At 36.4% G+C, this 24,291-nt stretch carries 25 protein-coding genes and 2 pseudogenes; 25 read left to right on the plus strand and 2 right to left on the minus strand.

Annotated elements, in window-relative coordinates; translation table 11 throughout:
• Positions 1 to 2: 2 nt before the first annotated feature.
• The 24 genes from DFO72_RS23955 (at position 3) to DFO72_RS24075 (ending at position 21,463) form a co-directional block, all read left to right on the plus strand.
• Positions 3 to 629 (plus strand): endonuclease/exonuclease/phosphatase family protein, encoded by a 627-nt coding sequence (locus DFO72_RS23955; protein ID WP_243856263.1) that lies wholly within the window; start codon positions 3 to 5, stop codon positions 627 to 629.
• A 319-nt stretch (positions 630 to 948) separates the two neighbouring features.
• On the plus strand, positions 949 to 1,299 hold the full coding sequence (locus DFO72_RS23960; protein ID WP_113885511.1) for a DUF6018 family natural product bioysynthesis protein: 351 nt from the start codon (positions 949 to 951) through the stop codon (positions 1,297 to 1,299).
• Between the two features lie 56 nt (positions 1,300 to 1,355).
• The gene (radC, locus tag DFO72_RS23965; RefSeq protein ID WP_395858213.1) at positions 1,356 to 2,000 is read left to right on the plus strand and encodes a RadC family protein; all 645 of its coding nucleotides are present in this window, start codon (positions 1,356 to 1,358) and stop codon (positions 1,998 to 2,000) included.
• Entirely contained in the window at positions 2,000 to 2,413 is a 414-nt protein-coding gene (locus DFO72_RS23970) for a single-stranded DNA-binding protein (RefSeq protein WP_113885513.1), read from the plus strand. The genes radC and DFO72_RS23970 overlap by 1 nt, the downstream gene beginning before the upstream one ends.
• Before the next feature lie 77 nt (positions 2,414 to 2,490).
• Complete coding sequence (locus DFO72_RS23975) at positions 2,491 to 2,766, plus strand: hypothetical protein (protein WP_113885514.1); 276 nt, start codon at positions 2,491 to 2,493, stop codon at positions 2,764 to 2,766.
• Positions 2,767 to 2,834: 68 nt separating this feature from the next.
• On the plus strand, positions 2,835 to 3,164 hold the full coding sequence (locus DFO72_RS23980) for a hypothetical protein (RefSeq protein ID WP_113885515.1): 330 nt from the start codon (positions 2,835 to 2,837) through the stop codon (positions 3,162 to 3,164).
• On the plus strand, positions 3,145 to 4,221 hold the full coding sequence (locus tag DFO72_RS23990; protein WP_220182008.1) for a DUF6094 domain-containing protein: 1,077 nt from the start codon (positions 3,145 to 3,147) through the stop codon (positions 4,219 to 4,221). Before DFO72_RS23980 ends, DFO72_RS23990 begins: the two co-directional genes overlap by 20 nt.
• 69 nt (positions 4,222 to 4,290) lie before the next feature.
• Entirely contained in the window at positions 4,291 to 4,491 is a 201-nt protein-coding gene (locus tag DFO72_RS23995; RefSeq protein WP_113885516.1) for a hypothetical protein, read from the plus strand.
• A gap of 26 nt (positions 4,492 to 4,517) precedes the next feature.
• Positions 4,518 to 4,832: a hypothetical protein gene (locus DFO72_RS24000; RefSeq protein ID WP_113885517.1), complete on the plus strand. Its 315-nt coding sequence runs from the start codon at positions 4,518 to 4,520 to the stop codon at positions 4,830 to 4,832.
• Positions 4,833 to 4,912: 80 nt separating this feature from the next.
• The gene (locus tag DFO72_RS24005) at positions 4,913 to 6,331 is read left to right on the plus strand and encodes a DNA cytosine methyltransferase (RefSeq protein ID WP_113885518.1); all 1,419 of its coding nucleotides are present in this window, start codon (positions 4,913 to 4,915) and stop codon (positions 6,329 to 6,331) included.
• A gap of 561 nt (positions 6,332 to 6,892) precedes the next feature.
• On the plus strand, positions 6,893 to 7,852 hold the full coding sequence (locus DFO72_RS24010; RefSeq protein WP_113885520.1) for a HEPN domain-containing protein: 960 nt from the start codon (positions 6,893 to 6,895) through the stop codon (positions 7,850 to 7,852).
• Positions 7,853 to 8,090: 238 nt separating this feature from the next.
• Positions 8,091 to 8,624, plus strand: a complete 534-nt coding sequence (locus DFO72_RS24015; RefSeq protein ID WP_113885521.1) for an RsfA family transcriptional regulator — start codon at positions 8,091 to 8,093, stop codon at positions 8,622 to 8,624.
• A gap of 452 nt (positions 8,625 to 9,076) precedes the next feature.
• Positions 9,077 to 10,072, plus strand: coding sequence for a DnaA N-terminal domain-containing protein (locus tag DFO72_RS24020; protein WP_243856264.1), 996 nt, complete (start codon positions 9,077 to 9,079; stop codon positions 10,070 to 10,072).
• Positions 10,073 to 10,678: 606 nt separating this feature from the next.
• Positions 10,679 to 11,572 (plus strand): ArdC-like ssDNA-binding domain-containing protein, encoded by an 894-nt coding sequence (locus DFO72_RS24025; protein WP_113885523.1) that lies wholly within the window; start codon positions 10,679 to 10,681, stop codon positions 11,570 to 11,572.
• A 29-nt stretch (positions 11,573 to 11,601) separates the two neighbouring features.
• Positions 11,602 to 11,841 (plus strand): hypothetical protein, encoded by a 240-nt coding sequence (locus tag DFO72_RS24030; protein ID WP_113885524.1) that lies wholly within the window; start codon positions 11,602 to 11,604, stop codon positions 11,839 to 11,841.
• Positions 11,831 to 12,016, plus strand: a complete 186-nt coding sequence (locus DFO72_RS24035) for a hypothetical protein (protein WP_236888100.1) — start codon at positions 11,831 to 11,833, stop codon at positions 12,014 to 12,016. The genes DFO72_RS24030 and DFO72_RS24035 overlap by 11 nt, the downstream gene beginning before the upstream one ends.
• Positions 12,017 to 12,109: 93 nt before the next feature.
• Positions 12,110 to 14,833: a DEAD/DEAH box helicase gene (locus DFO72_RS24040; protein ID WP_243856265.1), complete on the plus strand. Its 2,724-nt coding sequence runs from the start codon at positions 12,110 to 12,112 to the stop codon at positions 14,831 to 14,833.
• A gap of 554 nt (positions 14,834 to 15,387) precedes the next feature.
• A complete protein-coding gene (gene ltrA / locus DFO72_RS24045; protein ID WP_113885526.1) occupies positions 15,388 to 17,193 on the plus strand; it encodes a group II intron reverse transcriptase/maturase in 1,806 nt (601 codons plus the stop codon).
• A 139-nt stretch (positions 17,194 to 17,332) separates the two neighbouring features.
• Complete coding sequence (locus tag DFO72_RS24050) at positions 17,333 to 17,917, plus strand: hypothetical protein (RefSeq protein ID WP_113885527.1); 585 nt, start codon at positions 17,333 to 17,335, stop codon at positions 17,915 to 17,917.
• Between the two features lie 12 nt (positions 17,918 to 17,929).
• The gene (locus DFO72_RS24055; RefSeq protein ID WP_113885528.1) at positions 17,930 to 18,694 is read left to right on the plus strand and encodes a hypothetical protein; all 765 of its coding nucleotides are present in this window, start codon (positions 17,930 to 17,932) and stop codon (positions 18,692 to 18,694) included.
• Between the two features lie 318 nt (positions 18,695 to 19,012).
• The gene (locus DFO72_RS24060; RefSeq protein WP_009336449.1) at positions 19,013 to 19,702 is read left to right on the plus strand and encodes a hypothetical protein; all 690 of its coding nucleotides are present in this window, start codon (positions 19,013 to 19,015) and stop codon (positions 19,700 to 19,702) included.
• On the plus strand, positions 19,693 to 20,250 hold the full coding sequence (locus DFO72_RS24065; RefSeq protein ID WP_113885529.1) for a hypothetical protein: 558 nt from the start codon (positions 19,693 to 19,695) through the stop codon (positions 20,248 to 20,250). Before DFO72_RS24060 ends, DFO72_RS24065 begins: the two co-directional genes overlap by 10 nt.
• A gap of 27 nt (positions 20,251 to 20,277) precedes the next feature.
• Positions 20,278 to 20,913, plus strand: a complete 636-nt coding sequence (locus tag DFO72_RS24070; protein WP_113885530.1) for a hypothetical protein — start codon at positions 20,278 to 20,280, stop codon at positions 20,911 to 20,913.
• A 133-nt stretch (positions 20,914 to 21,046) separates the two neighbouring features.
• Positions 21,047 to 21,463: a hypothetical protein gene (locus DFO72_RS24075; RefSeq protein WP_009336446.1), complete on the plus strand. Its 417-nt coding sequence runs from the start codon at positions 21,047 to 21,049 to the stop codon at positions 21,461 to 21,463.
• 86 nt (positions 21,464 to 21,549) lie between these two features.
• On the opposite strand, the pseudogene DFO72_RS24080 reads toward DFO72_RS24075, so the two are convergent.
• Positions 21,550 to 22,097 (minus strand): annotated as a pseudogene (locus tag DFO72_RS24080) (recombinase family protein).
• A gap of 321 nt (positions 22,098 to 22,418) precedes the next feature.
• On the opposite strand from DFO72_RS24080, the gene DFO72_RS24085 reads away from it, so the two are divergent.
• Positions 22,419 to 23,075 carry a Type 1 glutamine amidotransferase-like domain-containing protein gene (locus DFO72_RS24085; protein ID WP_113885531.1) on the plus strand — a complete coding sequence of 219 codons (657 nt, stop codon included), beginning with the start codon at positions 22,419 to 22,421 and terminating at the stop codon, positions 23,073 to 23,075.
• Positions 23,076 to 23,380: 305 nt separating this feature from the next.
• Here the strand turns inward: DFO72_RS24085 and DFO72_RS24090 are convergent.
• A pseudogene (locus DFO72_RS24090) lies at positions 23,381 to 23,767 on the minus strand (Tn3 family transposase); the annotation flags it as partial.
• Between the last annotated feature and the right edge of the window lie 524 nt (positions 23,768 to 24,291).

The raw sequence follows: 24,291 nt of genomic DNA on the forward strand, positions 1-24,291 counted from the left end.
AGATGAAACTAATTGTTTGGAATGCTGCAATGCGTTTTAGAGATAAATTGGAACACTTAAAACCCTATCAAGCAGCTATTTTAATTATTCCAGAATCCGAATCTCCGGAAAAATGGGGACAAACTAAACTCCAAGACGTTAATCAATTCCTTTGGTTTGGTGAGAAAGTTAATAAGGGGATTGGTATATTTACATTAAATGAACATTATAAAATTGAACTTCACCCTTTATATAACAAGGATTTTCGCTATATTATTCCGTTGTTGGTAACTGGAAAACGAAATTTTATTCTCTTTGCGGTATCGTCACAAAATACAAAAGCAAAATTTGAAAGTTACATTGGTCAAATATATTTAGCCCTAAAATATTATGACAGTTTGTTGAAGGAACCCTGCGTTATTGCTGGGGATTGGAATAGCAATAAGAACTTTGATCATATCAAGAGGGTTGGTACTCATACGGATGTGGTCAATCTATTAAAAAACAAGGGTATAATTAGTACATACCATCATTTTTATAAAGAAGAGCATGGTGATGAGTCACAGCCTACCCACTATTTTCGAAAAAAATATGCAAGACCATTTCATATCGACTATATTTTTACTTCTACAGATAAACTTCATCGCTAAATAAAATGGAAGTAGGGAAACATGAAAATTGGTGCCTTTGTTAACGGATTTTAACGGTATCCAATAGCCAATAGACTCATATGGGCTCTATAAATAAATATTGCCTATAAATCCAAATAATAGTAAAATAAATTTGTAACATCTTATTATTTTATTATTTTTTAGCAACCAATCTTTGGTTAGCGGGCTATGTTTATTAAACGTATGCGTTCTTTGGAACGATTCTTTTACACATTTTTTTATGTGCTTATTAGAGTCATTCTGGAGGGCGCTTTTTTGCGTTTTAATAAAAAAATATACCAGAAAGGTGGAAAAGAAAATGGCTGTTACAATGTCACAGTTATTAGGAAAACCAGGAGATGTTATTGAGGATTGTAGAAAGGAAATCAGGCTTTTACCCTCAAATGACAGGTATCGAATTTCTGCAGAGATACTTCTTAGAAATGGGGAGCGTCGATATTTTCGCGCAAAGTCTATTGATAGGAAGTCTGCTACACAAGAGATACTTTTGTTTATTGCAGCTGTCGAGAATGCAACTGGAGAAACTGTAATGTGGAGATTAAAAGGAGAGAAAACTTATCATATGAGCACTAATTATGAGGTAAGCCCTTCTTTTATTCAGCGCACTAAAAAAGCTATTCTAAGGTACTTCTTCGACATCGAAGAGTAAGAGGCTATTAATTTATGAGAGCATTTAAGAGACTTTAAGAAAGGTTGTTGGAAACAATGAAAAATCATTTTGCAATTGCGAAAGAGGAGTTAGGCTTTTATGGTTTTGAAAATACTTCTCTACAAAATTTGTTAGCAGTATTAATTGGACCGAAAGCAAATCCAGTCGTAACCGGCCAGTTGTCTTCATTAGGAGTTAAAAGGCTCTCTTCCTTATCTAAAGAAGAGTTACTCCAATATGAAGGTATTGGCGAATCAACTGCGGATCGAATTATTGCCTGTATTGGACTTGCTGGTCTACTCAACAAATTTAAGTTTGAGGAATGCTATATTGTCAGAAGTCCAGAAGACGCTGCTAAATATATGGCTGATATGTCTACACTAGATCAAGAACATTTTGAGGTACTTTTTCTTAACTCAAAAAATGTGGTTATTGGGCGTAAGACAATATTTAAAGGCTCTTTAAATGCAAGTATTGTACACCCTAGAGAAATCTTTCGTGAGGCAGTAAAACTCAGCGCAGCATCAATAATAGCTGGTCATAACCATCCCAGCGGAGACCCGTATCCTTCAAGGGAAGATATCGAAGTCACAAAAAGATTATCTGAGGCAGGGAAGCTAGTAGGGATTGACTTATTAGATCACATTATTATTGGTCATCAAGGTAATTTTACTTCCTTAAAAGAAAAGGGGTATTGTTAATGAATAGTCTAAACTTAGTGGGGCGACTTACAAAAAAGCCTATAATTAAAGGTGATGAACAGAAAGTTTGCCTATTCACATTAGCTGTTAATCGTAATTATACAAACCAAAACGGTGAACGTGAAGCTGATTTTATTCAGATAAAAACGTTTAAAAAGACTGCTAACAATTGTTATAAATACCTGGACAAGGGTAGTTTAGTTAGTGTTACTGCTTCTATTCGTACTGGATCTTATATGAAAGACACTAAGAAGATTTATACTATGGAAGTTGTAGCAGAAGATGTACGTTTTCTTGATACAAAGAAAAGTATCAATGAAAATAGTAATGGAGATCATAATCAAAATAACCAATCCCATGATGACGACCCGTTCCCTGGTAGCGTTGAAACCGATGAAGAATGGCCATTTTAAGGTTGGTGAAAATAAAGCGTTCGTTCCTTTGTGAATGAGCGCTTTTCCTTTTTAAAAAAGAATTTTGGAGGAATAGAATGAAAAAATATCGTGTACTAGATGAGTCTAGTATATTTTCTGCTAGTGCTGAGGAGATACGAGAGTACCTAGAAGTAAGTTTTGGAGAAAAGTTTGGATTTCTTCCTATGTTTCAAGAATCAGAAGATGAAGGTTATTTAGAAATTTACCTCCATACTGATACTTATGTAATTTTGGAGGAACAGGAGCTTACTAAACTCGAAGAAATGGATATCACGGAGTCTGACTCCTTAAGAGCCATTTGTTCTATCTTAGAGCTTCAAATTGAAAATTAAAGGACATCTTAAATGCAGAAAGGGGTATATGTTTCCCTTTCTTTTTTAATTATGAAGGAGGAATTTTATTGGATCTGCCAGATTGTTATCTCGACTCAACAGTGACAGAACCGTTTTTTAAAAAGGCAAAGGAGTACATTCCCTTTTTAGCTTACTTTGCTATTCAAAGTGCGTTTGCGGAGAAAGATAAAATGTTCAAAGTGGTTGCTTTGACACACCTAAGGAATCATTACAAAAAAGGTGAGATATCAAGGGAGCAACTCAATGAGCTTATAGAATACTTAGATACTTTTCGCGATCCTTACCAGGACTTTTATGAAAAGGCTGGATTTCGGACTTGGACAGATACTAAGAATAATATTTTAGGAGGATTATTAAATGAGTCATGTAGGAAATAAAATTAGGGCTGGTTTCTTTGCCACTCCTGAACGACAAGGTGAATATTTCACTCAGTTATTAGACGTTGAAGGAAGCGGAGTGTGGCTAGATCCCACATGCGGTGAAGGTGATATCCTTAAACAACTGTCAGCTGCCTTTCAGAAAGAGGATTGTAGGATTACTACATATGGTGTGGAGTTGGATAAGGGGAGAGCAGATAAAGCAAAATCTGTATTAGACCATACAATTAATGCACCTATTGAATCAATAGTCATTCAAAATGAAGCTGTATCATTTTTATACTTAAATCCCCCATACGATTTCACAATGAAAGGGATGGATGATGAATCAGCTGACAGAAAAGAGTGGACTGAGCTTTACAGAAACACCAAATATCTTAAGGAGCAAGGTCTCATAATGTATGTGATTCCTTCTTATCGTTATTCCGATAAGCGGATCGCTAGGTTTTTGGCCACTCATTTTTATAATGTAGGTATGATGAGATTTTCGGATGATGATTATGATGATTTTCGTCAATGTATATTCATCGGAAATAAAAAGACAGGAAAGCATAAGGAATTTAATCAAAAGCTGTTTGACTTCCTTATTCAAATGGAATCTGATGAATTTGTGATGGAGAAAGTTACACCGGTAGACCGTTTTGTAGCTGCTAATAAAAAGTGGAGTGTTCCTGCAGGAGAAGAAAAGTTAAGGACATTCTATACCAAGTTAGCAAATAAATCAGACTTTGTTGAAGGGATCCGAAACAGTAAAGGTTTTCAGGCCTTTAAAAATCGTTCTAAGCCACGCCAGCTAGAAATTGGCGGTAACCCTATTCTCCCCTTAAATGTTGGCCAACTGGCTCTCTTGTTAGCTTCTGGAGCCGTTAATGGAGAAATTGGAGAGGGAGATAATTATCATCTTGTACAGGGACTGGAGCTTGTGAAAAAAATTCCGAGTGAGGAAAAGAAAGTGCATGATAATGGCAGTGTAACGACGATTACAAAAATTCGTACGCGACGTGAAGTCAGCGTTAAGGTAATCACGCCTCAGGGGAAAATTTTGAAGCTTGTTTAGAGACACTGAACCAAAAACCTTCTGAAAGACTGAACCTAAAGATCAACCTTTTTTATTGGAGGAAAGAATATGGATACCCATAACGAAATAGTATTCATGGAAGAGCAAATGAAGAAGCTCGTAGCAAATGATGCACTACTAAAATTAGTGTATAAAGATATGACAATCAGTAGGAATCATTCAAGGAAAGATGCATTAAAAATCATATTTTATGGCTATGTACTTGATGATCCGATCATGGAGGAAGAATATCGTAAAGCCTCCAAGTAGTAATCTTTAAATTAGGGGGAAAAACTATGTTAAAAAATAGTGCTAACCAATTACCTTTTAACACAGAAAAAGTTGTAAAAGAATTAATAGATATTTACTGGTCAGATATCTATAACTCTCAAGTGATTGATGAAACTATTGAGGCCGCTGCCAACTTACCTATACCCCAAACCATACAGAAATTTATAAACTCTATGGATAGTATAGTTAAGTCAGAAATTAAGGTATCTCCTTTGTATGTTATTGAACCATATGGAGATGCATTGGAAAAATTAAACCCTGGTTATTATTCTGAAAAACGTAGAGTTTTTTATCAAGAGGATATTGACTCTATCATCTAAATACAGGGAGAAAGGCAAGGTTCTTTTGTTGGAACCTTGCTTTTTTATTACAGGGATAATTTAAACTGGAGGAATAACAAATGAATTTAAAGTTAAAGAAAGTATATACTGTATCAAAAAAAGGGAAGCCAGAGAAACCTCGACTTTTCCTTCAACATCTTGTATGTGAAGCTGCCGGTTTTAAGGTGAAAGGTGAAGTGTATATTAAAATAAATGAGTTAACTGAAGAGGTAGTATTGCAAAATTTTCCGTTTGAAGATGGAGAAGATGTTCATACTGTTCATGTGGCTTGTAGAAAGAGCAAGATAAGCGGAAAAGAGCGGCCTCTAGTTGATACTGCCGGAGATAAATATTGTTCTTTTCTTGATATTAATCAAAAAATAGAAGTTAATGTTTATAAACGAGGCAATAAAGGACAGGTAATTATACGTCCTCTTGAATATAAGTTATTTGAAAACAGCACTATACCAACTCCGAGAAACGAGCGGATCAAATTATTATCTATTTGTGCAGGGGCTGGTGTGGGAACTAGCGTTTTGGAGGATACAGGATATTTTTCCGCTGTTCAGGAGATAGAATTAGAGGATGATTCCGCTGAAGTATTACTTCATAATTTCCCTAATTCGACGGTTTTCTGTGGGGATTTAAGGGATTGTCAAGATGTAGCTGAAGTTGATATGGCATTCATTACAGCGCCATGTAGCGAACATAGTAGTTTAGGCTTCCAAGAAGGTAATGTAATGAATGATTTAGTCCTTGCAACTGCAAAGATTATTCAATCCTCAAAAGCTGAAGTTTTATTCTTTGAAAATGTTCCTCAATACTATAAAAGTAATGCCTGGGAATCGCTAAAAAACCTATTAAAGGATGATTATCCATTCTGGGGTCAAAAAGAACTGGAGGCATGGGATTTTGGATCTCTTGCCACAAGGAAAAGGACGTGTGCTGTCGGTTTTAGGAATGAAGAGAGATTCCTATCCTTTGACTTTCCAGCTGCTCCTAAACTCAGAAGGAAAAAACTAAAAGATTTTCTTGATCGCTCAAGTGTGCAGCATGAATGGAAGAGTGTAAGAAAATTTATGGATTCTTTTAACAGTCGTGAAGCCTGGAAGGATAGAAGTTTGGAACTAACTTTTGTTGGTAAGGATGCAGAAAGGATACAATGCATTCCGAAACGGTATACAAGTCAGTGTGCTTCAAATAGTCATGTTTTAAGTGACAATGGTGAGAATTTCCGGTTTCTTTCAATTAATGAAATAAAGAGAATAATGGGGATTCCGGACCATTTTAGTTTCACGGAAAATATACAAAAAATAAGAAAGTATGAAATGCTTGGTCAAAGTGTTGATGGAAGGGTTATTAAAGCTATCGCGAATCGGCTAGCATATACTTTTATGAAAGTTAAAACTAAAGCTTCAATTGCTACTGAAACATTAAAGAAGCATGTTCAGAGCTACAGTGTTAGTAATTGTGGTCAGCTTGAACTTTTGCTCTCCTAATATGTTTGGGTTTATTCTAATGATTAAATAAGATCATAATTTTACACTATTTTATTAATTAGATTAATAATCTATATTTTTATATAAAAGGGACTCTAAGGTCCCTTTTTGTTTTTCAGTTATATCATACTAAATTGCGTAGTTTGTTTTTATAATCATATTCAATTTTGTTTTTTAACTCGGAGTCTAATAATTCGAAATGAATATTATAGGGTGTTTGTTGACTGAGTTCCCCAATACACTCCCCGCAAATATGACTCTGGCTATCATTAATTTTAAAATCCTGCGCAATTTTGTCTATAATCTGGATTTTTTTTCGTGCAATTTGAATGTTAAGAATGGTACGAGAATTACTAGGTTTCTCTACTGTGTCACCGCACTTAAAGCATTCCACCAAGTTTACCTCCTTTAGATTTCCTAGATATTCGTTCTGAACATCAGTTTTTCCTTCCTGGAAAGCTAATTTTCATTTAAGAACAAATTATCCATTCCATAATAAGGAAGGTTTTTGTATTTTTGTGTCGAATATTTGAATGAAGTTGATAATCGGAGGGAAATGTCTTGAAATACATTTTTATAACTATCCTACACAATATGAAATTAAATGCCATTCTAAATAAAGGATTTGAACTGGCACCAGGAACAAGGATTTCAAATGGACCAGACGTTAGAAGCAATATTCTTAAGACAGATTTAATGATGTGGACTGCAGGGGTTCATTCTGTAGATGAATTTGATAATACTGTTTATTATTACAAAATCGGTGAGTTTCCAGAAATAAAAACAAAAGATGAAATGGACCAAAAAGGAACCGCCTATACATTTTATTTCTTAAGAGAAGCACAAGGATTTGTTACGGACCTTTGGTTTGTAAAAGACAATGGGATTTATGTAAGAGATGGCTTCTTAATTACATATGTAAACAAAATTGAAGAAGGTGCAACGTTTAAAGCTTCTTTAACAGAAACCTTTAAAGCCGCTTCAGGTGAATATGGAGAGTTTGTATTTACAAAAAAAGAAGTGGAAGCCGCAAAACAAAATTTCGAACCATTTTCTCTTGACGACTTCAATTTAGATAATATGGGATTTAAATATACAAATTTTGACCATTTTTATAAGAGCAGTAATGCACAAAGAATACACAAAGCCCATTACTTCACATTAGGTGCCCGTAATAATTCGGCTATCCCAATGAAAATAGTATCATATTGTACAGCTCTTGAGTGTTTATTTAGTACAGCAAAAACGGAAATAAACCATCGGATTGCCGAAAGGGTAGCTGCTATGTTGGGAACATCTCAGGAGGATAAAAAAGATTTATTTAAGTTCATTAAAAAAGCATATGATTATAGATCAACTATTGTGCATGGATCAAATATAAAAGGAAGTGAAGAAACCCTTGCACCAGTATCAATACGTTTAGACAGCATACTTAGGCAATTACTATCTGGTAATCATGAAATCTTCACCAAGTCAGATTCAGAAATAGACGAATTTTTTATTGAATTAATTTTCAATTAATGTAACTTATTGGTGAAATTAAAATAGGGCTTAAGAATCTCAAGCGTTCTAATCAGGGACGCTTTTTATTTTTTTTTCAATAGTTTAAAAAAGTAGGCTTGGGAACTTTAATATATAACTTCAATTGTAATAATTAATGAGAATGATCAACTAATATAGCTAATGCCATTCTTAAAGGCATTCTACTTTTGTTTAATAAGACATATTTATATAAAAAAATTATTGGGAGGAAAATGCCATGTCTAAAATAAGACAAGATGCTTGGACAGGGGAAGAGGATAAGTTATTAGCAAATGTAGTACTTTCTAATATTCGAACCGGGGGAACACAATTAAAGGCATTTGAAGAAGTAGGTAAACAACTATCAAGAACCGCTTCTGCTTGTGGCTTTAGGTGGAATGCTTGTGTTAGAAGGCAGTATAAAGAGGAGATTTTACAAGCAAAAACACAACGAAAAGAGCTGGGTCCAACTCAGGCAGAAGATAATACAAAGACAATAGGACAGAGTGGTAGTAAGGAGCAATCACCATCTGGAGATATTATTGATCTTCAAGTACTTATCAATAATATTGAACTATTGTATAAGAAAGCTTTTGAAGAAGTGGAACCACATAACCAAGTTAATAAACTAAAAAAACAAGTTCTATTTTTGAAAGAGGAAAACCAAAAACTATCAGCAGAGAAAAATAAACTCGAAAAAGAATATAACAAGCTAAAAGAAATAATAGAATCTTCTACTAGGTTACTAACCTCGGGAGCCCGCCTTAAATAGAAACTTAACAATTTCTTCCCCAGGTGTTGAATATTTCCACTAGTCATGTTTTAATTTAGGTACAACAATTGGATATCCAAAAGGGAAGCCCCCTATCAAACAAGCCGAAATACCCTCGGTTTCTTTGTAGGGGGCTTTTTGTCGTCTATTCGACATTTATCTGGTTAAAAGGCCAAAGTATATTAGAATTACCTGTCTAGTTTTGTTATGATAGAAAATATAGCATCTATAGACATAATAGTGTTAATTCACTATAAAATGGCAAAAAAAACCCACCAGAGGCTTTCATTTAATCTCTTCCAGTTTGGCCGCTGAAAGATTAAATGAAATTCAATAGGCGGGATTTCTCATACTTGATAATTTAATTCATATTTTAACAGTTTGAATTACTTATTTCAAGTAGGAATCTCCGTTCAGAGCCTTACGGGTAAAATGATTTGGAGGTTTTAATTTTGAAAGATGCTCGTCCTAATCTAAAGGGGGAAAATTATCCCCTTATCTATTACCGTCCTGTCAAAGAAGATCTAAAAATTGAAAAATCTAGGTGGTTAATAGACAAAACAGGTCAATTTAAAGAATTTTTTTATCATGACCCTGTAGTTAATAAAATCCTTTTTAATGAAGAGAAGGTTAAAGAATTTAGCTTAGATGGTTATGGTCAAAACATTGAATTCGAAGATCGGAATTTTACAATCATACATAACTACCTTATTCATTTTTGGCAGCACTTTCTTAAAGCAGATGGTTTGGCACTGTTTATCACACTTAAAAGCTATTGTATTGAGAAAGACTATTGCTGGCCAGCATTAAAGACTCTGCAGCTTCAGTGTTCTTTTGGTTCTGTGAATACTGTTAAAAGTAGGTTAAGTCTCTTAGAAAAATACGGATTTGTATTCAGATTTAACTGCATGTCTGCAGATGAGAAGAAAAAAAATATGGATGAAACTCCAATTTATAAAGTGAGAAGACGGGTGCCATTTCTTCCGAAGGAATTGTATGAAGAGCTTCCGGAGGAACTAAAGAGAAGGCATGATGACTTTATGGAAAAGTATATGTCTGTTTATAGCCCAGACAACCTTGGAAATGTCGTTAATTATGAAGGGATTTATGAGGACTTTATTGAACAGGGAGAAACGTTCCATAAGCCGGTAAAAAAGAGAAATGCCGCGGCACAAAAACATAAACTAGATATCAAAGAATCAATGACAACTGATGACTTGAATCTTACAAAGCAGGTATTGGAATACATACAAGCTAAAATTTCGAAACCATCTTTCGATACCTGGTTTAAAGATTCTTTATTTAAAAACCGTGATTCCGTGATTACACTCTATGCACAAAATAAATTTGCGGCTAGCTGGATTAATGATAGACATATAGATTTAATTACACAGGCGTTGAATGATTTAAATATTAATTCCTTAGATATCAAAATTATTTCCTATTGAAGAGTAGAGGGATCATTTCCTCTACTCTTTTTCTATATAAATATATTTATTAAAGTCTTTTTAAAGATTTATATTATTCGGCATCATCTTATGATGGGGGGGTGGGTCATGAAATGACACCCGGAAAATCCGCCTATCATTTCATGACGGGCTAGAGTGTCATCTCCTGACAGGCGGATTTATTAACAAAATAGGGATTTCTTGTGGATAAGTCCGCCCGTCATTTCCTGACGGGTAGGGGTCATTTTATGATGGGTCCGCCTGTCATCTTATGATGGGTAGGTGTCATTCCTTGATGGGTAGTATTGTGGAATAATTTGAGATTAGTCACTTATCATTCTTGTCTAAATAGAAAACAAAGGATATAATACCAATATATTCATTTCATTTTTTCATTTTATGGCAATCCTATGAGGATTAGCGGGTATTTTTAATCAATAGCAGCCTTTGAGGTTGATGGATAAATAGCTTTTTATTGCTATTTTTTCAGAAACTTCAAGGGCTTTTTTGTGTTTTCAAAGCAATTGAAGATGGTCGTATTCAAAGAGAATGGGTTTCCTATTCTCTTTTTTATATATACACACTAAAAGATAGGGGCTGTTGTACATGGCAAATCGTCAAGGTAAGAGCAAGAGATGGAGCAAAGGAGGTCCAGGCGTTGAAGAAAGAGTAAAAGAACTTGTTTCTGTCCTGGATGAAGGTGTAAGAAACTTTAAATATTCTCCAGAAGAATTCAAAGCTCTTTTAGAAATGAAAGCACTGATGCCGAATTACTCTTTTAAAAACATTATGGTTGCTAAAACTCAATTTCCAAATGCCAGCTATATAGCGAGCTTCAAACGTTGGAATGAGTTAGGCCGCAATATCAAATTGGGTTCTAAAGCCATTAGAATCTTCAAGCCGAAATTCATAAAGGTGAAAGATGAGCATGGAAATGAAACCGGTGAAACACAGCTAAGTGGTTTCATAACTGTTCCAGTTTTCGCGCTTGAACAGACGGAAGGCGATTCGCTTCCTATTGATAAGGTGATTATAAAGCTTGAAGGCGATTCTGAAGCAGCTAGAGAGATTATTGAATATGCTGAACAGATTGCTGAAGAAGATAATTGTCCAATCACCTATGGAGACGCACAAGGAGCCAATGGTTATTATAGCCGAGCAAACCATGAAATCGTCGTTAGTGACACTTTAAGTGTTAATCATAAATGCAAGACATTAGTACATGAATTGGTGCATTCAAAGGTGCATCGATATGATACTAAGTCTTCTACATCGGAGAAGGAAGTTGTTGCAGAAGGAACAGCCTTTATTGTTTGTTCGTTCTTCGGCTTAGACACATCAGATTATTCCTTCCGATATGTTAACTCATGGAGCAAACATGACCCCGATTCACTTTTAAATTACGGATCTATGATTTGTGATATTTCAGGGAGAATCATTAATGAGTTTAGATCTTTAATGGAAGCGAATAAAGAGGAAAAAAATCCTCAAACAGCTTAGTTTTTTCTGAGAAAGGAAGTGCAGAACCAATGCACCAGGTTTCTTCTTTTCAATTAGAGGAGTACGCCGGCCAGAAGTTTTTCGTGGAGTATGTTGATTCCCTGCCTCTTGGAAGCTTGTTCAGAATCCATATGAGTAATGGTGTAATTCATAATCTGACTACCGGCTGTTATGACTCAATTGAAAAGGCAAGGCAAGAAGTTATTACGGCATTTAAAGAATTTTTAGATGGGAGCATTAATGCGGATGATATTCATATTGGAGACTGAGTATGAAGATTTTTCGATAAAAGTCTACTATATCAACGAAGGTGACCACAATGGAAAGTTTCAAGCTCTTGTGAGCCCTCTATCTATCCAAACGACTTTTCAGGATACAGTAGGAGGAGCTATTGATCGTGCACTCTTAAAGATCCACAAACAGCTTAAAGAGTATGTTCATTAAGAAAACTATATAGGGAGGTGTATCCCTGCCTCATTTGAGATAGGGATCGCCAGCTGGCATACCTTATTCAATTTGATGCAGGGAGTCAGCAGCATGGAATTAAATAAAGTGATTGAGACAGATGAAAACCCAAAGATGATTGAAATTTACCTGGAGCAGGCATGGCAAAGTGCTTTTTGTTACGCATTAGCGGTAGAAGAACCCAAGCATGAATGGCAAGGAGCTAAATTACTCATGACCATTATTGCTGGTAATGATTCTACTTTACAGGCTATGAAAGCTGCAGTTGATACCGGGAGTGGCGGTTTGTCCTTTGGGCAAGGGAAGAAAGATTTAACTGACTATAAATTTTCCCAAGAATTCCGTATGTACTCTGATAAAGGGAAGTATTCAAAGTTCCCAATTACCATTAATCAAAACCGAAAAGCAGTCGCAATTGTTCATGATGACCTGCTTGGAAACGGAGATTATATTCTTTCGTTCGATGCAGATCCCGGAGAAGGGCTAAGACAAATTTTAGGTGGCGGAAAGTATGGGCTTAATATTCTACCTGAATGGAAAGATATTATTCTAAATGAGTTCTTAAGAAGAGGTTGTATTGAGGAATTCAAGTTTTATTATGACTCCGCCCTTTTTCCTGATGGATTTTCCATCTATAAACTGAATTTTAGTGAGGAAACTGGAGAGCAGGAAGCGGATGATATTATTTCTGGAATGATTTCAAGTGGGATGCTGAAGTTTCCTAAGACAGGAACTGGTCAAGCAGTGGAATCCATAGAAGATTTGACACAGTATATGACAACCTTCATGGATGATATGGTCACAAAGGTAAGCAATAGAGTTACTCCAGGCCATGACCCAATGACAGACTCTATACACCCGCAAATCTCAACTTATAAGCGGGAACTTCTTCCTGTCCAATCTCATGTTACTACCGCGATCGCTAAAGTTTTGAAAAAGCAGAAGGTAGCTTTAATACAAGGTGAAATGAGCACGGGTAAATCAACCATGATGACAGCAATTCCTGATGTAGTTGCTGCTTTGTCAAATAAAAAAGGGTATTTTGCTTGTCTAATGTGTCCTCCAAGCCTAACAAAAAAATGGCCGGAGGAAATAAAAGAAATTTTACCTCATGCTGATGTAAGAGTTATTGAACGGACAGAGCAACTCATTGAGTTTCATCGTAAATGGACCAGTCAAGGAAGGCCTAAGCCATTGAAACCAACATTCTTTGTCATTTCCTTTACAACAATGAGGGGCGATTGTGCGATGGTTCCTGCAGTTCGTTTTGATTATAAGAAAACGGTACTTCAAGGTGAGTCAAACTCCTTACCATATCGCTTTGGATACTATTGTCCAAGCTGCGGTAATGCACACCAGGTTATTGAATCTACTGCAGTGGAAACCAATGAGGATGGAGAGGAAGAAGAGGTTCAGAATAAACGGACGATGGATGAAGATGAATTTGGAACAAGCAGGCGACTTCATAATTCAAAAAATCCAGCCAATGCTTTTTGTTCTGAATGCGGTGAAAGTTTATGGACCAAGAAGGTACCTACTAGATACCAATCAATAAAAGACTGGTTTAAGTACGAAAGGCAGATTGAACATGCTTTAAAGCAGAATCAGCCTTTGGTCCAACAAATTCAGCTCTCTCAACCTGAGATTCCTAAGAAAGTCGGGAATCCAAGGAGAATCGCTTCTATTGAATACATCCGAAGGAAAATGAGATGGTTTTTTGATATTACTATCTGTGATGAAATCCATATGCTGAAATCTGGCATGTCAGCCCAGGGAAATTCACTAGGGAGCCTTGCAGCTGCTTCAAAAAAGCTTATAGGTGGTACAGGAACCCTTTTTGGAGGCAAGGCCGAGGATATCTACTATACACTTTGGCGCTTATTCCCACACCTTATGGTTGAGAACGGTTACGCATTCAATGAAGTTCGGAAGTGGAATGAAGAGTATGGAAACATTGAAACGACTATTTACAATCAGGACGATAAAGGCGAGTACAGCAACAAGCAATCGCGAGGAGGCACCAGGAGAACAGAAAAGGTTCTTCCCGGTATATCACCATTTGTGTTCTCAAAGTTTCTTGTCCAAAACAGTGTGCTTGTCCGCTTAACAGATGTATGGCCAGACCCTGTGGAGTTGATCAATGTTCCTACAATTCTTGTAGATTTAGACGAGGATTTAAAGAAGCATTATAACAACATGGTATCTACATTTGAATCAGCTATCGATGGACGAGATGACGGGCATAAGCTTTATCTTCCATTGACTCAAACAGGCATCGCATATCCAGATAACCCTTTCACCTATCCCCCATTCTCTATCAAAACAGAAGATGGGGACCGAGATTTAATTTGGAGCCCAGATGAATTTCCTAAAGAGCGAATACTTAACAAGGAAAAGAAGCTCCAGGAAATCATTAAGGGTGAGATAGAGGAAGGCAGGAAAAGTATTGTCTATGTTCGAGATACAGGTTCCAGTGTAGAAGGCAGAGATGTAAGGCCGCGTTTACAACACATTCTTGAGCAGGTTGGAGCAAAGGTTTGTATCTTAGACACTTCTACCACGGCCACAAATAAGCGTAGTGAATGGCTAAAAAAGAAGATAGAAAAAGAGGGATACGATGTTTGTATTGTGTCACAGGAGCTTGTACAGGTAGGTCTTGACCTATTATGTACACCTACCCTCATTTTCTACCAATTTAGTTGGAGCTTATTCACGATTAATCAAGCTGCTAGAAGAGCATGGCGGATCGGACAAACGGAAGAGTGTCGTCTTTATTACTTAGCCGTGCGCCCATAAGGTGCGTTAATGAATCGGGAATGACACCCCGTAGGAATGAATCCAACTTTCCTATCACCGATCACTTACTTTCATTGGGAAACCAATGAGGGGACTGTAGCATGTGATTAAAGAGCAAGTCATCTAGTTGTCAAGATGCGACTGAGCTTTGGTGAAACGTTGTAAATGAGGATGAAAGCTAGACTGCTTGAAGAATAGCCTGAGCAGCCCTTATAGAAGGCATAGGCGTAAGACAATTACAAGGAGCGTCTATGGAATGTGACACATGAGGTTAGTCTAAACTCATGCGATGTAGGATTCCACATTCCGGCAAACTCAATCAGAGAGTAAAAGGCGAAAGTTCCATCCGACATTACAACATGTCATGTCATTAATGTAACTAAATGGGGATTACCTAAACGGGAATGCCTTTAAAACGGCTATTGGTTATAGACCTGAATATCCCGCATGGTAACGGAGCCTTCGTAGTAGTCCGAAATAGGGAAAGCCTATTACATGGCGAAGGAAGGCAGTTTACCAGTCCAATAAGAATATGGGGAGGTTCGAGAGGAACCATGAGAAATCCAGAAGTACTATTGGGCAACCTGAAGAGACATTCGAGTGATGAGAATTATAAGTATCAGCAGTTATACAGGAACCTTTACAATAGGGAACTCTTACTCTTGGCTTATCAGAATATAAGTGGAAATGCAGGAGCTATGACTCCAGGTGTTGACGGTAAGACTGTCAGTGAAATGAGCCTGGAGAGATTAGAACAGCTAATAGATAGACTTAAAAACTCATCTTATCAGCCTAATCCTGTTAGACGTACTCATATTCCGAAGAAAAATGGTGGGAAAAGACCATTAGGATTGCCGTCAGCAGATGACAAGGTAGTTCAAGAAGCAGTCAGAATGATGCTTGAAGCAATCTATGAAGGAAGCTTTACTGATACATCACATGGATTTAGGCCTAACCGTAGTTGCCATACCGCACTATCTCATCTAAAAGCAAACTTCACTGGTACAAAGTGGTTTGTTGAAGGAGATATAAAGGGGTTCTTTGATAATATTGATCATCACATCTTAGTTAATCTTCTGAGGAAAAGGGTTAGGGACGAGCGTTTCATCGACCTAATCTGGAAGTTCCTTAGAGCAGGGTATGTGGCGGATTGGAAATGGAATAAGACATATAGTGGTGCACCTCAAGGGGGTATCATTAGTCCGATTCTTTCTAACGTCTACCTCAATGAATTAGACAAATTTATGATTAGATTTGCTAACTCATTCAACACAGGTATCGAGAGGAAAAAGTTTCGTCCATACTTGAATGCTCAGCAGAATGTCCTTAGAAATAAAAAGAAGTTAAGACAGAAAGCTCACTTGATGAGTGATGATGAAAAGATACAAATCAAAGAGAAAATCAGACACTACGAAAATGAATGGCGATCTATGCCTGCTATGGATCCGATGGATTCTAACTTCAGAAGAATTCAGTATGTTCGATATGCTGATGATTTTATAGTCGGAGTTATTGGTAGTAAAGCGGATGCGGAATCTGTAAAACAGGAAATAACAAACTACCTTTATAGCGAGCTAAAACTTGAACTTTCACAAGATAAGACACTTATCACACATAACACCAAAGAAGCAAAATTCTTAGGATATGTGATAACCGTCTATCAACCATCTACTGATAGTAAAAAATACAGCGGACTTATAAAACTAGAAATGCCTAGAGAAAGCTGGGTTAAAAAACTTCAACAATATCAGGCTATCGATATGACACAAAAGAGATGGAAGTCAACTCACAGGACATATCTTGTACCCCTTGAAGATATCGAAATAGTAAGCACGTATAATGCTGAAATTCGTGGTCTCTACAATTACTACAAACTTGCAGTAAATGTGGGGTACGAAATGCATAAATTCTACTTCTTCATGAAGTGGAGCTTCCTAAAAACTATGGCTAATAAATATCGTTCAAAGGTCTCTGAGCAACATAGAAAATATCAGAACAATGGTAGACTTATCATTCGTTATGAAACTAAAAAGGGACCAAAAGAGCGAGCATTCTATGATGAAGGGTTCAAGCGGAGCAAGTCTCTTGTATCTGCTGGAAACTCGAACATCGATAGATTAGCCGATACGTTTAACTTTAACAGTATAAATAGCCTTGGTAGCAGGCTTAAAGCGAAAGTTTGTGAAGCATGTGGAGCGACTAATAAGCCTCTACAAATGCATCACACTAAGCGCCTTAAGGATTTGAAGGGGAAAAATCTCACTCGAATTGAATTTCTGATGATTGCCAGAAACAGAAAAACAGTTGCAGTTTGTGAAGATTGCCATCTTAAATATCATCACGGCAACCACAAACACTAACAAATTCAGGTGTAAATGGAGAGCCGTATACATTGAGAGGTGTACGTACGGTTCGGAGGGGAGTACGGAGAAACCTACTTGCGAAAGCAAATAAGGCGCTCCATGCTTACCCTACTATAAAGAAACTTTCCAAGAACAAATGGCTACCTTGATAGCTCAGAAGAATAAAGCTGCCGGTGCCATAAACGGAGAAGTAAGTTCAGATGGGCTTAATGCAATGTTGGGAGATGAAGGAGACCTGCAGTCCATGCTGATTGAGTCCATTAAAAAAGGAAAAGTGCTTAAGGGATCTACCGAGGAATGGACGGCAGAAGCTTCTGATCGTGCAAGAGAAATCTTAGCAAGTATCGGAAAGAAAAAGAAAATGGGCAACTCACCAAAAGAACAATTTATTGCCTGGGTTAATCAGCAAGTTTCCGCGGATTCCTCTAAAAACGTCCTTATCCGGAAAGCGGCAACCATTACAAGCCATATTGCAGATGGAAAGGTCAATGGGTTTATGTTTACCAATCAAATCCTGGAAGTAGATTTAGTAGAAGCTTTTGGATTCGATTGTATTCAAGATGGGGAAATCGTGGCTTACTTAACGGAATATGAAAGAGCAAAATTTGCAGTAACAGCTGAACAAATATCGATATTCGAAGTTGAAGTTGATACGACTACAAAAACAAAGAAGAAGCCAACAGCAGCGGTAAGCGGGCAACTCGCGTTTGAACTTTTTTAGGAGGAGACAGTTATGACAATTTTAATAACTTGGGATTGGGCTGTTTATTTTTATTGGTTTCTTGAAAGTTATTTTTATGTACGGGTAGAGGAAATTAAAGTTTTACATTACCCCGTGGATGATGACTATTCATATTCTGGCGAGGATTGTACAAACTTTGCAGAAGTTATTCCTATAAGAGCTGCGAAGCATACAGTGAATGCGGAAGAGGAACCATTAATTTTAAAATCAGCACTAAATGAGGAATCTGAAGAATTATTTATGCAGATTGAAAAAGAGATAACAGCTGCTGAAGAAGGTGATATTTATCACCACAGTTATAAAACTGGTGAATTACTATTAGATGGTCTCCGCCAAGAATCGGATCAAGAAGAAATTTTCGTTTCTGAATGGATAGAGGATGATGACCAGGATGAAGATTGTATTCATATGAATGACTTAATGATTGAACAGACAACACCCTCTCAAAATGGTTTTGAATCATTTGCCCCTGCAAAAATTATGGACTGCTTAGAAGGTGCTCAACAATGGGTAGTTTCTGTAGTTGGTATAGAAGAAAACTATATCCATATTTCAGATGGAAAAAGGCTATGGGTAAATGTGGGGGAAAAAGCAAAAAAAATAGGCAATGGGGATATTCTCATTCTAGATGTAGCAAGGACTGGTAAGGAAATCAGTGTACAAAACCTAGTAAGAGTTGAAGCATCTGTGTCAGAGGAATACATGATTCCAGATGAAGAGCATCTTATTCAAGACGATAGAGTACTAGCAATGTAAAGAATTTCAAAAGAGCGACTTTAGTCGCCTTTTGGTCCAAGCCCGGGTGCAAAACCTTGGTTTGGACCAAAAGAATAATTCTTTTGGTAATAAAGACCCTCACATTTTACATTTTTAGATAAGATAATCAGATTTTCGACACTTTTCGACAGAGAGGATGAGCCTATTGTAATATAATAATGGCAGTTTTAGTTTTACTTGGAAATGTTTTCATTAACAGCTTTTTTTATCCAAAATATAGAGATTGAGAATATATGGAGATTTATAAAGGATTTTAAATTAAGGCTTAGCTACAATAAATGAGAGGAGATTTATCCTATGATAATTCAAAGGTTAGGCGAAAAGCAAATTTTAGAAATAAAGCAAGAAATTAAGAAAAAACAAATTGGACTAAATAAACTGCATATCAATTTCAGGTTTGTCAAAGGGGAGTTATACATCAATGCGATGGGGGTAGAAGGAATACCTCAAACAGAAGAATATTATGAATCAATTGAAGATAACCTAACCTATGTAGATTTGGCCTGGTTGACCCCACTAAGTAATCATTTAAATGTAAACCTGGATGCTTCTATAGCAGTTAACCCAGATGGATCCTTTGAACATAATAGTATTGATTTAGAATTACATACAGCTCTTCCAAGTGAAGTTCAAGATAATCATAGAATACTAAGTTATGTTACGCCACTGTTTAAGAAACTAATTCCATTTAGAGCGTTTCTTACCCAGATTGAATTTGGATGGCATAATTACCGATTAAGCAATATTCGATTTAAGTTGAACTTGGATGGTAAAAAGGTTAATACCATTTTAAGCAATGAGCAAACTGTTAACACACAGGTTCTTGGTCAATGGCTATCTTCTCTTTCTCAAGTGCTGGATTACAATCAAGGAAGGTACAAGCATTTAGTGGACCTTCCAATCATTAATGGCCGAATTAGTACAGCAACTTTTGAAACGGGCCTTTGCTTCCGCTTTGATGGAAAAGGGAAAAGAAGATGGTCTTAAAATTTCGTTACCTATTACTACTCTTTGCTTTAGTGATTTTGATACCCTCTGCTGCAAGCGCAAGTCCGTTGCAGCAGGGTAACGGTATCACATTAAATGAACAGCTCAATGTTTGGTCTACAAATCTAAATAATACTGCACCAAAAATATCCTTTTTGTTCTCTGCCATATTTACAATAATGTTTCTATTTGGAGTGGTTAGGCTAGGTTACTCAATTGTTACGAAAACTGGCCAGGTGATGAAAGGATCCACCGGGCTTTTAATCTGGGTTCCAATCACTTTCTTTTTCATCAGAATTTTAATACTATTATTATTTACAACAAATAGTGAAAATGTTACACTACTCGCAAGTGATTTTATTCAGTTAATCTCTGCTGCCAGTCACTCTACTGTTGATTGGATGATATCAATTGGATTAGTATTTTATCTATTTTATCATTTGATAAAACATCCTGAATTCGGCAGGTGGAGCAAAAGAATGTGGGTCTTTGCTGGCGGATTAACCTTATTGACGTTTATTTCTCCAATTGTATTAGGTGATGTATAACAAGCTATTAGGAAAAGGGTGAATGCCATGTTAAAACTTGTAATAGATAATAGTAAAAAGCAAGTAAATCCTGCAGCGGTAACATGCCGGACATCGTGTGACCTATTTGATGAACTTACAGAAACTTGTTCGATCAGTCAAAACGTAAATGTCGATAGTTCTTACGAGGCAGCCAGGTGCGGCTTTTTCTTATCTAGAGATATAATGGCCTCTCCCCCGCTAAACAATAATCATATTGACTTTAAATTCTCACTAATAGAGGAAGAAGCTGATTATTTATTGGACGATCCGAATGTGTTTCATGAATTAATCGGAAAGCCGGTACAAAAGGAAAAGTACACATATCCAAATAAGCCTGACTTTCCAGCTCAAAGAGAAGACGCCAGATGGTATGTATCTTCTTGTGGTACTTACGGTTGCTGGATAGTCAATTTGTGCAAAAAACCATTGCTACATCCAAAAAGCCTTGAAAATGCAGTAAAAGGCTGGACTTCAAAAGTATATAAGTCCCCAATTCCACTGCATGATCACAAATCTTCTCTCACTTTGGCCTCCAAAGTCGCGTGGATAATAGACGCAGAAGGATACGGGCAGTATGGATTACTAATTAACGGCCAAATTTCTTCAATTTCCTCTCCTAAACCGGTAAATTGGACGAAGTGATATTGATAATTATGCAAAAGTATTGATATAATTAAATCAAACAAAATATATAAAGGGACCACCCTGTTGTAAATGCATACATATACTTGTATGCACTTTTACAGCAGGGTTTTTTTATGTAGGAGGGGAGATAGTGAACAGAGATACCATTATGGTGATACATGAAAAGTCACCGTTTCAGGATGGGTTGGTTAAGCTAATTGATCTGAAGTTTGGACATTTGTTTAAAGTTATTAAAACGGAGACTAGTAAATTACAACTTTATGAAAATGGTTGTGTTCCCAAACTAATTATTCTCGAGAAAGTAATTAATCCAAAGACAGTTGAGTTTCTTATCAAAATGAGGAATATGGGTTCCAAATTAATTTTAGTTACCTTAGATGCTTCAGAAATAACTGAATTAGAGTTAAACCTTTTTAACGCATTTCTTGTTAAGAATATGCGTACTTCAGAAATGCTGAAAGTCATGGAAGATTTACTGGATTATAAAGAAAGCTATGTGCACCCAGACTTCGGTGATATATTTTTGAAGAAGTTAATAAACGCCTAATTAAGGCTCGATCACAGGGTTGCTGCTCTAGTCCGTCATAATACTTACATAAATTGTAAAACCGAGCAGAGCAACCCTTTTTATATTTAAGCTTTCTCTAGGTATCGATACAGTGTTGTTTTGCTGAGTCCTGTCATCTCAGTAATTTCTTTAATTGTATAGTCCTTACTCTTATACATTTTAATTGCAATCTCTACCTTATCTTCTTTCTTGGTAGGTCTACCGCCCTTTTTCCCTCTGGATCTTGCTGCTTGCAACCCCGATTTTGTCCGTTCACTAATAATATCTCGTTCCAGTTCCGCAATACTTGCCATGGTACGAAAGAAAAACTTCCCCATTGCCGTTGATGTATCAATATTATCAGTAATGGCACAAAGTGAACATCCATTTCGTTGAACACTTCACTTAGTTCTATCAAGTGTTTTGTGGAACGAGAAATACGATCCAGTTTGTACACGACCACTTTATCTATACTCCGCAATACCTTCAGTAATTCTTCGAGCTGCGGACGATCTCTTCGAGTTCCCGTCAACTTTTCTTTATAAATCTTTTCCACCCCAAATTTCTGTAACGCATCTAATTGTAGATCTAAATTTTGTTCTTCTGTACTGACACGGGCATAACCAAAAATCACCATTTCCACCTTCTTTAGACTAAGTGTATCTCTATTTTAGCGCCAAAAACGGTTCTTGTTTTCAAAAATGGAACTTTGTTTTTGGGAATGAGTTTTGGTTCCGGGAAACTAGGAAAATAGCAGGTTATTTGATTGCTTTTTAGAAAGTTCCATAAACGACCGTTTTCGGTTCTATCTTAATAGGGAAAAATTGGAGACATATGTTAATATAGAAGTAAGGTTTTGAAGATTTGTGCTTTACTTCAATAACAATCTTCAACTAAAACAGAATGAGTAACGCAGGAAATTAATATTATTTACACTTTGCTACGGGGGATACTTATGAAAACTCATTATTATTTAGGTTGGTTTAGCCATTTTTTTTCAGAGAATCTGGGCAGGGTTTTACAGGAGGATATAACTGATAGAAAATCGCTTGCTATGATTAGCTCGAATCCATTTTTTTATGAAGATGATGGTGCTACTGAACGCTCGTGGCTTGACCAGGCCGGCATTATGTTTGATGAATATCATTTAATTAATTATCGCGTACAGAAGGAAGATGCCCAAACGTTAGTTCAAAATGCTTCAGTCATTTTCTTGTTGGGTGGAAATACGCTTAAACAAAATGGTTTTTTGATGGAATATGAATTGTCGGATTTGATTAAAAAAAGCAGAGCCGTTGTGATGGGAGCAAGCGCTGGTGCGATCAACATGTCCGCTAAATGGTTATGCTCGAAAAAGTTTGGATATAAAGTTGAAATAAGTTCTGTTTACGACGGAATCGGCCTTGACGATTTTTCTGTCCTGTCTCATTTTAATCTTGAAAATAACATTGCGCTGGTTCAAAGCGAACTGTCTCCCTTATCGGAAGAAATGAATATTTATGCGTCGAACAAAGATTGCGCTGTACGTATAAAGGGAGACAAAATCGACATTTTTGGCAATGTATATTTAATTTCCCACTCAAAGATTCAGAAATTGGATGAGACGCTCTAGTTGTGATGAATGGCTATGGCTTAATTGTATTAATTTCTTTATGCAAAGCTTCTATTTTAAATTTAGTGAAGTGTAACTACCCAAAATAGGATTGTTACTTCGTTATCCAGAAAGCATAGATGTGCACAACGGTCTTCAGCAATCGGGCGCGATTATCGAATAAAACAATTTTTAGAAACAAATTTATTTTACCCCCATCCTAAGTTCAGGACGGGGGTATGCATGTTTGGGGTTTTATAATTAAATAACTTTATTGTGAATCTACAAGTGGCCCCAAAAAGAAGGGATTTTTGCCGTATCTATTGTTATGCTATCTTTAGCTTAATAGGAATTCTTTGATCCATTTTAATTTGGAATGTCCCATACGGATTTACATGGCTGTAGAATAAAGGAGTCAATCCCCTAAAGTCCTCCGGTGTCATTCGCTTCAACCAATATTGGTTATCATGATAAAGAATGTCTTGTAGCATAAGCGTATTCATGTAGACTAGGCAATTTTGCAATAGCTGTAAAGAGAGAGCTGAGACCTCCTGGTCTTCTATGGAATTAAACCGAATCTCACTGTTCTTTCCATAAAAAATGTAACTGTTCGCTGAATTCCATTGTTCCACCGTATTGTGCCCTTCATGAATTTCTCTCCGGATTTCCTCATGATGCAAGTAGTCACATAAAAAGATTGTCTTAATGGCTTTTCAGTCAACCAATTAAAAAGAAGAACCACTGAATCATCAAAAGATGTTATTATCGCTTCCTTGAAAAACAAGAATGACCAATTAAAAAAGGAAAACAAAGAATTGAAATTGCAGCTTCAAAGATATCTAAATAAAACTTATGAAGAAATATAAAAAGTCCAGAAGGAACAAGATATTGTTCCATCCAAATAGGGGTATGACACAAACAAATTATAGATTTAAAATAAAGTTGCCCGAAAATTTATCTCCTCGATCTTCCAAAAATCGGGCAAAATTGCGGAATAACCTTTTGTTACAATTATGTATCAATTATTACAACTAACACCTGTACAGTAAATTATGATAGAGTCATTATATTTTCTATAATCCTCATTTTGAGGATTTGCTTCATAGCATAGGTTTATAGTTCACTAAGGAGTTTAGATTGTTATCTAAAGTAAATACTGACCTTTAAAGCCGATATAATAGTGCCTCTTCATGATTCCTCTCAATCGAAATAACAGAATAGTAAAGTTGTTGTAACA

The sequence above is a fragment of the Cytobacillus oceanisediminis genome (assembly GCF_004366035.1).
Lineage (GTDB): Bacteria > Bacillota > Bacilli > Bacillales > Cytobacillaceae > Cytobacillus > Cytobacillus oceanisediminis_C.

Bases quoted from the DNA above. Each gene is read 5' to 3' on its own strand.
- DFO72_RS23955 (WP_243856263.1), top strand. From the start codon at position 3: ATGAAACTAATTGTTTGGAATGCTGCAATGCGTTTTAGAGATAAATTG.
- DFO72_RS23960 (WP_113885511.1), top strand. From the start codon at position 949: ATGGCTGTTACAATGTCACAGTTATTAGGAAAACCAGGAGATGTTATT.
- radC (WP_395858213.1), top strand. From the start codon at position 1,356: ATGAAAAATCATTTTGCAATTGCGAAAGAGGAGTTAGGCTTTTATGGT.
- DFO72_RS23970 (WP_113885513.1), top strand. From the start codon at position 2,000: ATGAATAGTCTAAACTTAGTGGGGCGACTTACAAAAAAGCCTATAATT.
- DFO72_RS23975 (WP_113885514.1), top strand. From the start codon at position 2,491: ATGAAAAAATATCGTGTACTAGATGAGTCTAGTATATTTTCTGCTAGT.
- DFO72_RS23990 (WP_220182008.1), top strand. From the start codon at position 3,145: ATGAGTCATGTAGGAAATAAAATTAGGGCTGGTTTCTTTGCCACTCCT.
- DFO72_RS23995 (WP_113885516.1), top strand. From the start codon at position 4,291: ATGGATACCCATAACGAAATAGTATTCATGGAAGAGCAAATGAAGAAG.
- DFO72_RS24000 (WP_113885517.1), top strand. From the start codon at position 4,518: ATGTTAAAAAATAGTGCTAACCAATTACCTTTTAACACAGAAAAAGTT.
- DFO72_RS24005 (WP_113885518.1), top strand. From the start codon at position 4,913: ATGAATTTAAAGTTAAAGAAAGTATATACTGTATCAAAAAAAGGGAAG.
- DFO72_RS24015 (WP_113885521.1), top strand. From the start codon at position 8,091: ATGTCTAAAATAAGACAAGATGCTTGGACAGGGGAAGAGGATAAGTTA.
- DFO72_RS24025 (WP_113885523.1), top strand. From the start codon at position 10,679: ATGGCAAATCGTCAAGGTAAGAGCAAGAGATGGAGCAAAGGAGGTCCA.
- DFO72_RS24030 (WP_113885524.1), top strand. From the start codon at position 11,602: ATGCACCAGGTTTCTTCTTTTCAATTAGAGGAGTACGCCGGCCAGAAG.
- DFO72_RS24040 (WP_243856265.1), top strand. From the start codon at position 12,110: ATGGAATTAAATAAAGTGATTGAGACAGATGAAAACCCAAAGATGATT.
- ltrA (WP_113885526.1), top strand. From the start codon at position 15,388: ATGAGAAATCCAGAAGTACTATTGGGCAACCTGAAGAGACATTCGAGT.
- DFO72_RS24050 (WP_113885527.1), top strand. From the start codon at position 17,333: ATGGCTACCTTGATAGCTCAGAAGAATAAAGCTGCCGGTGCCATAAAC.
- DFO72_RS24055 (WP_113885528.1), top strand. From the start codon at position 17,930: ATGACAATTTTAATAACTTGGGATTGGGCTGTTTATTTTTATTGGTTT.
- DFO72_RS24060 (WP_009336449.1), top strand. From the start codon at position 19,013: ATGATAATTCAAAGGTTAGGCGAAAAGCAAATTTTAGAAATAAAGCAA.
- DFO72_RS24065 (WP_113885529.1), top strand. From the start codon at position 19,693: ATGGTCTTAAAATTTCGTTACCTATTACTACTCTTTGCTTTAGTGATT.
- DFO72_RS24070 (WP_113885530.1), top strand. From the start codon at position 20,278: ATGTTAAAACTTGTAATAGATAATAGTAAAAAGCAAGTAAATCCTGCA.
- DFO72_RS24085 (WP_113885531.1), top strand. From the start codon at position 22,419: ATGAAAACTCATTATTATTTAGGTTGGTTTAGCCATTTTTTTTCAGAG.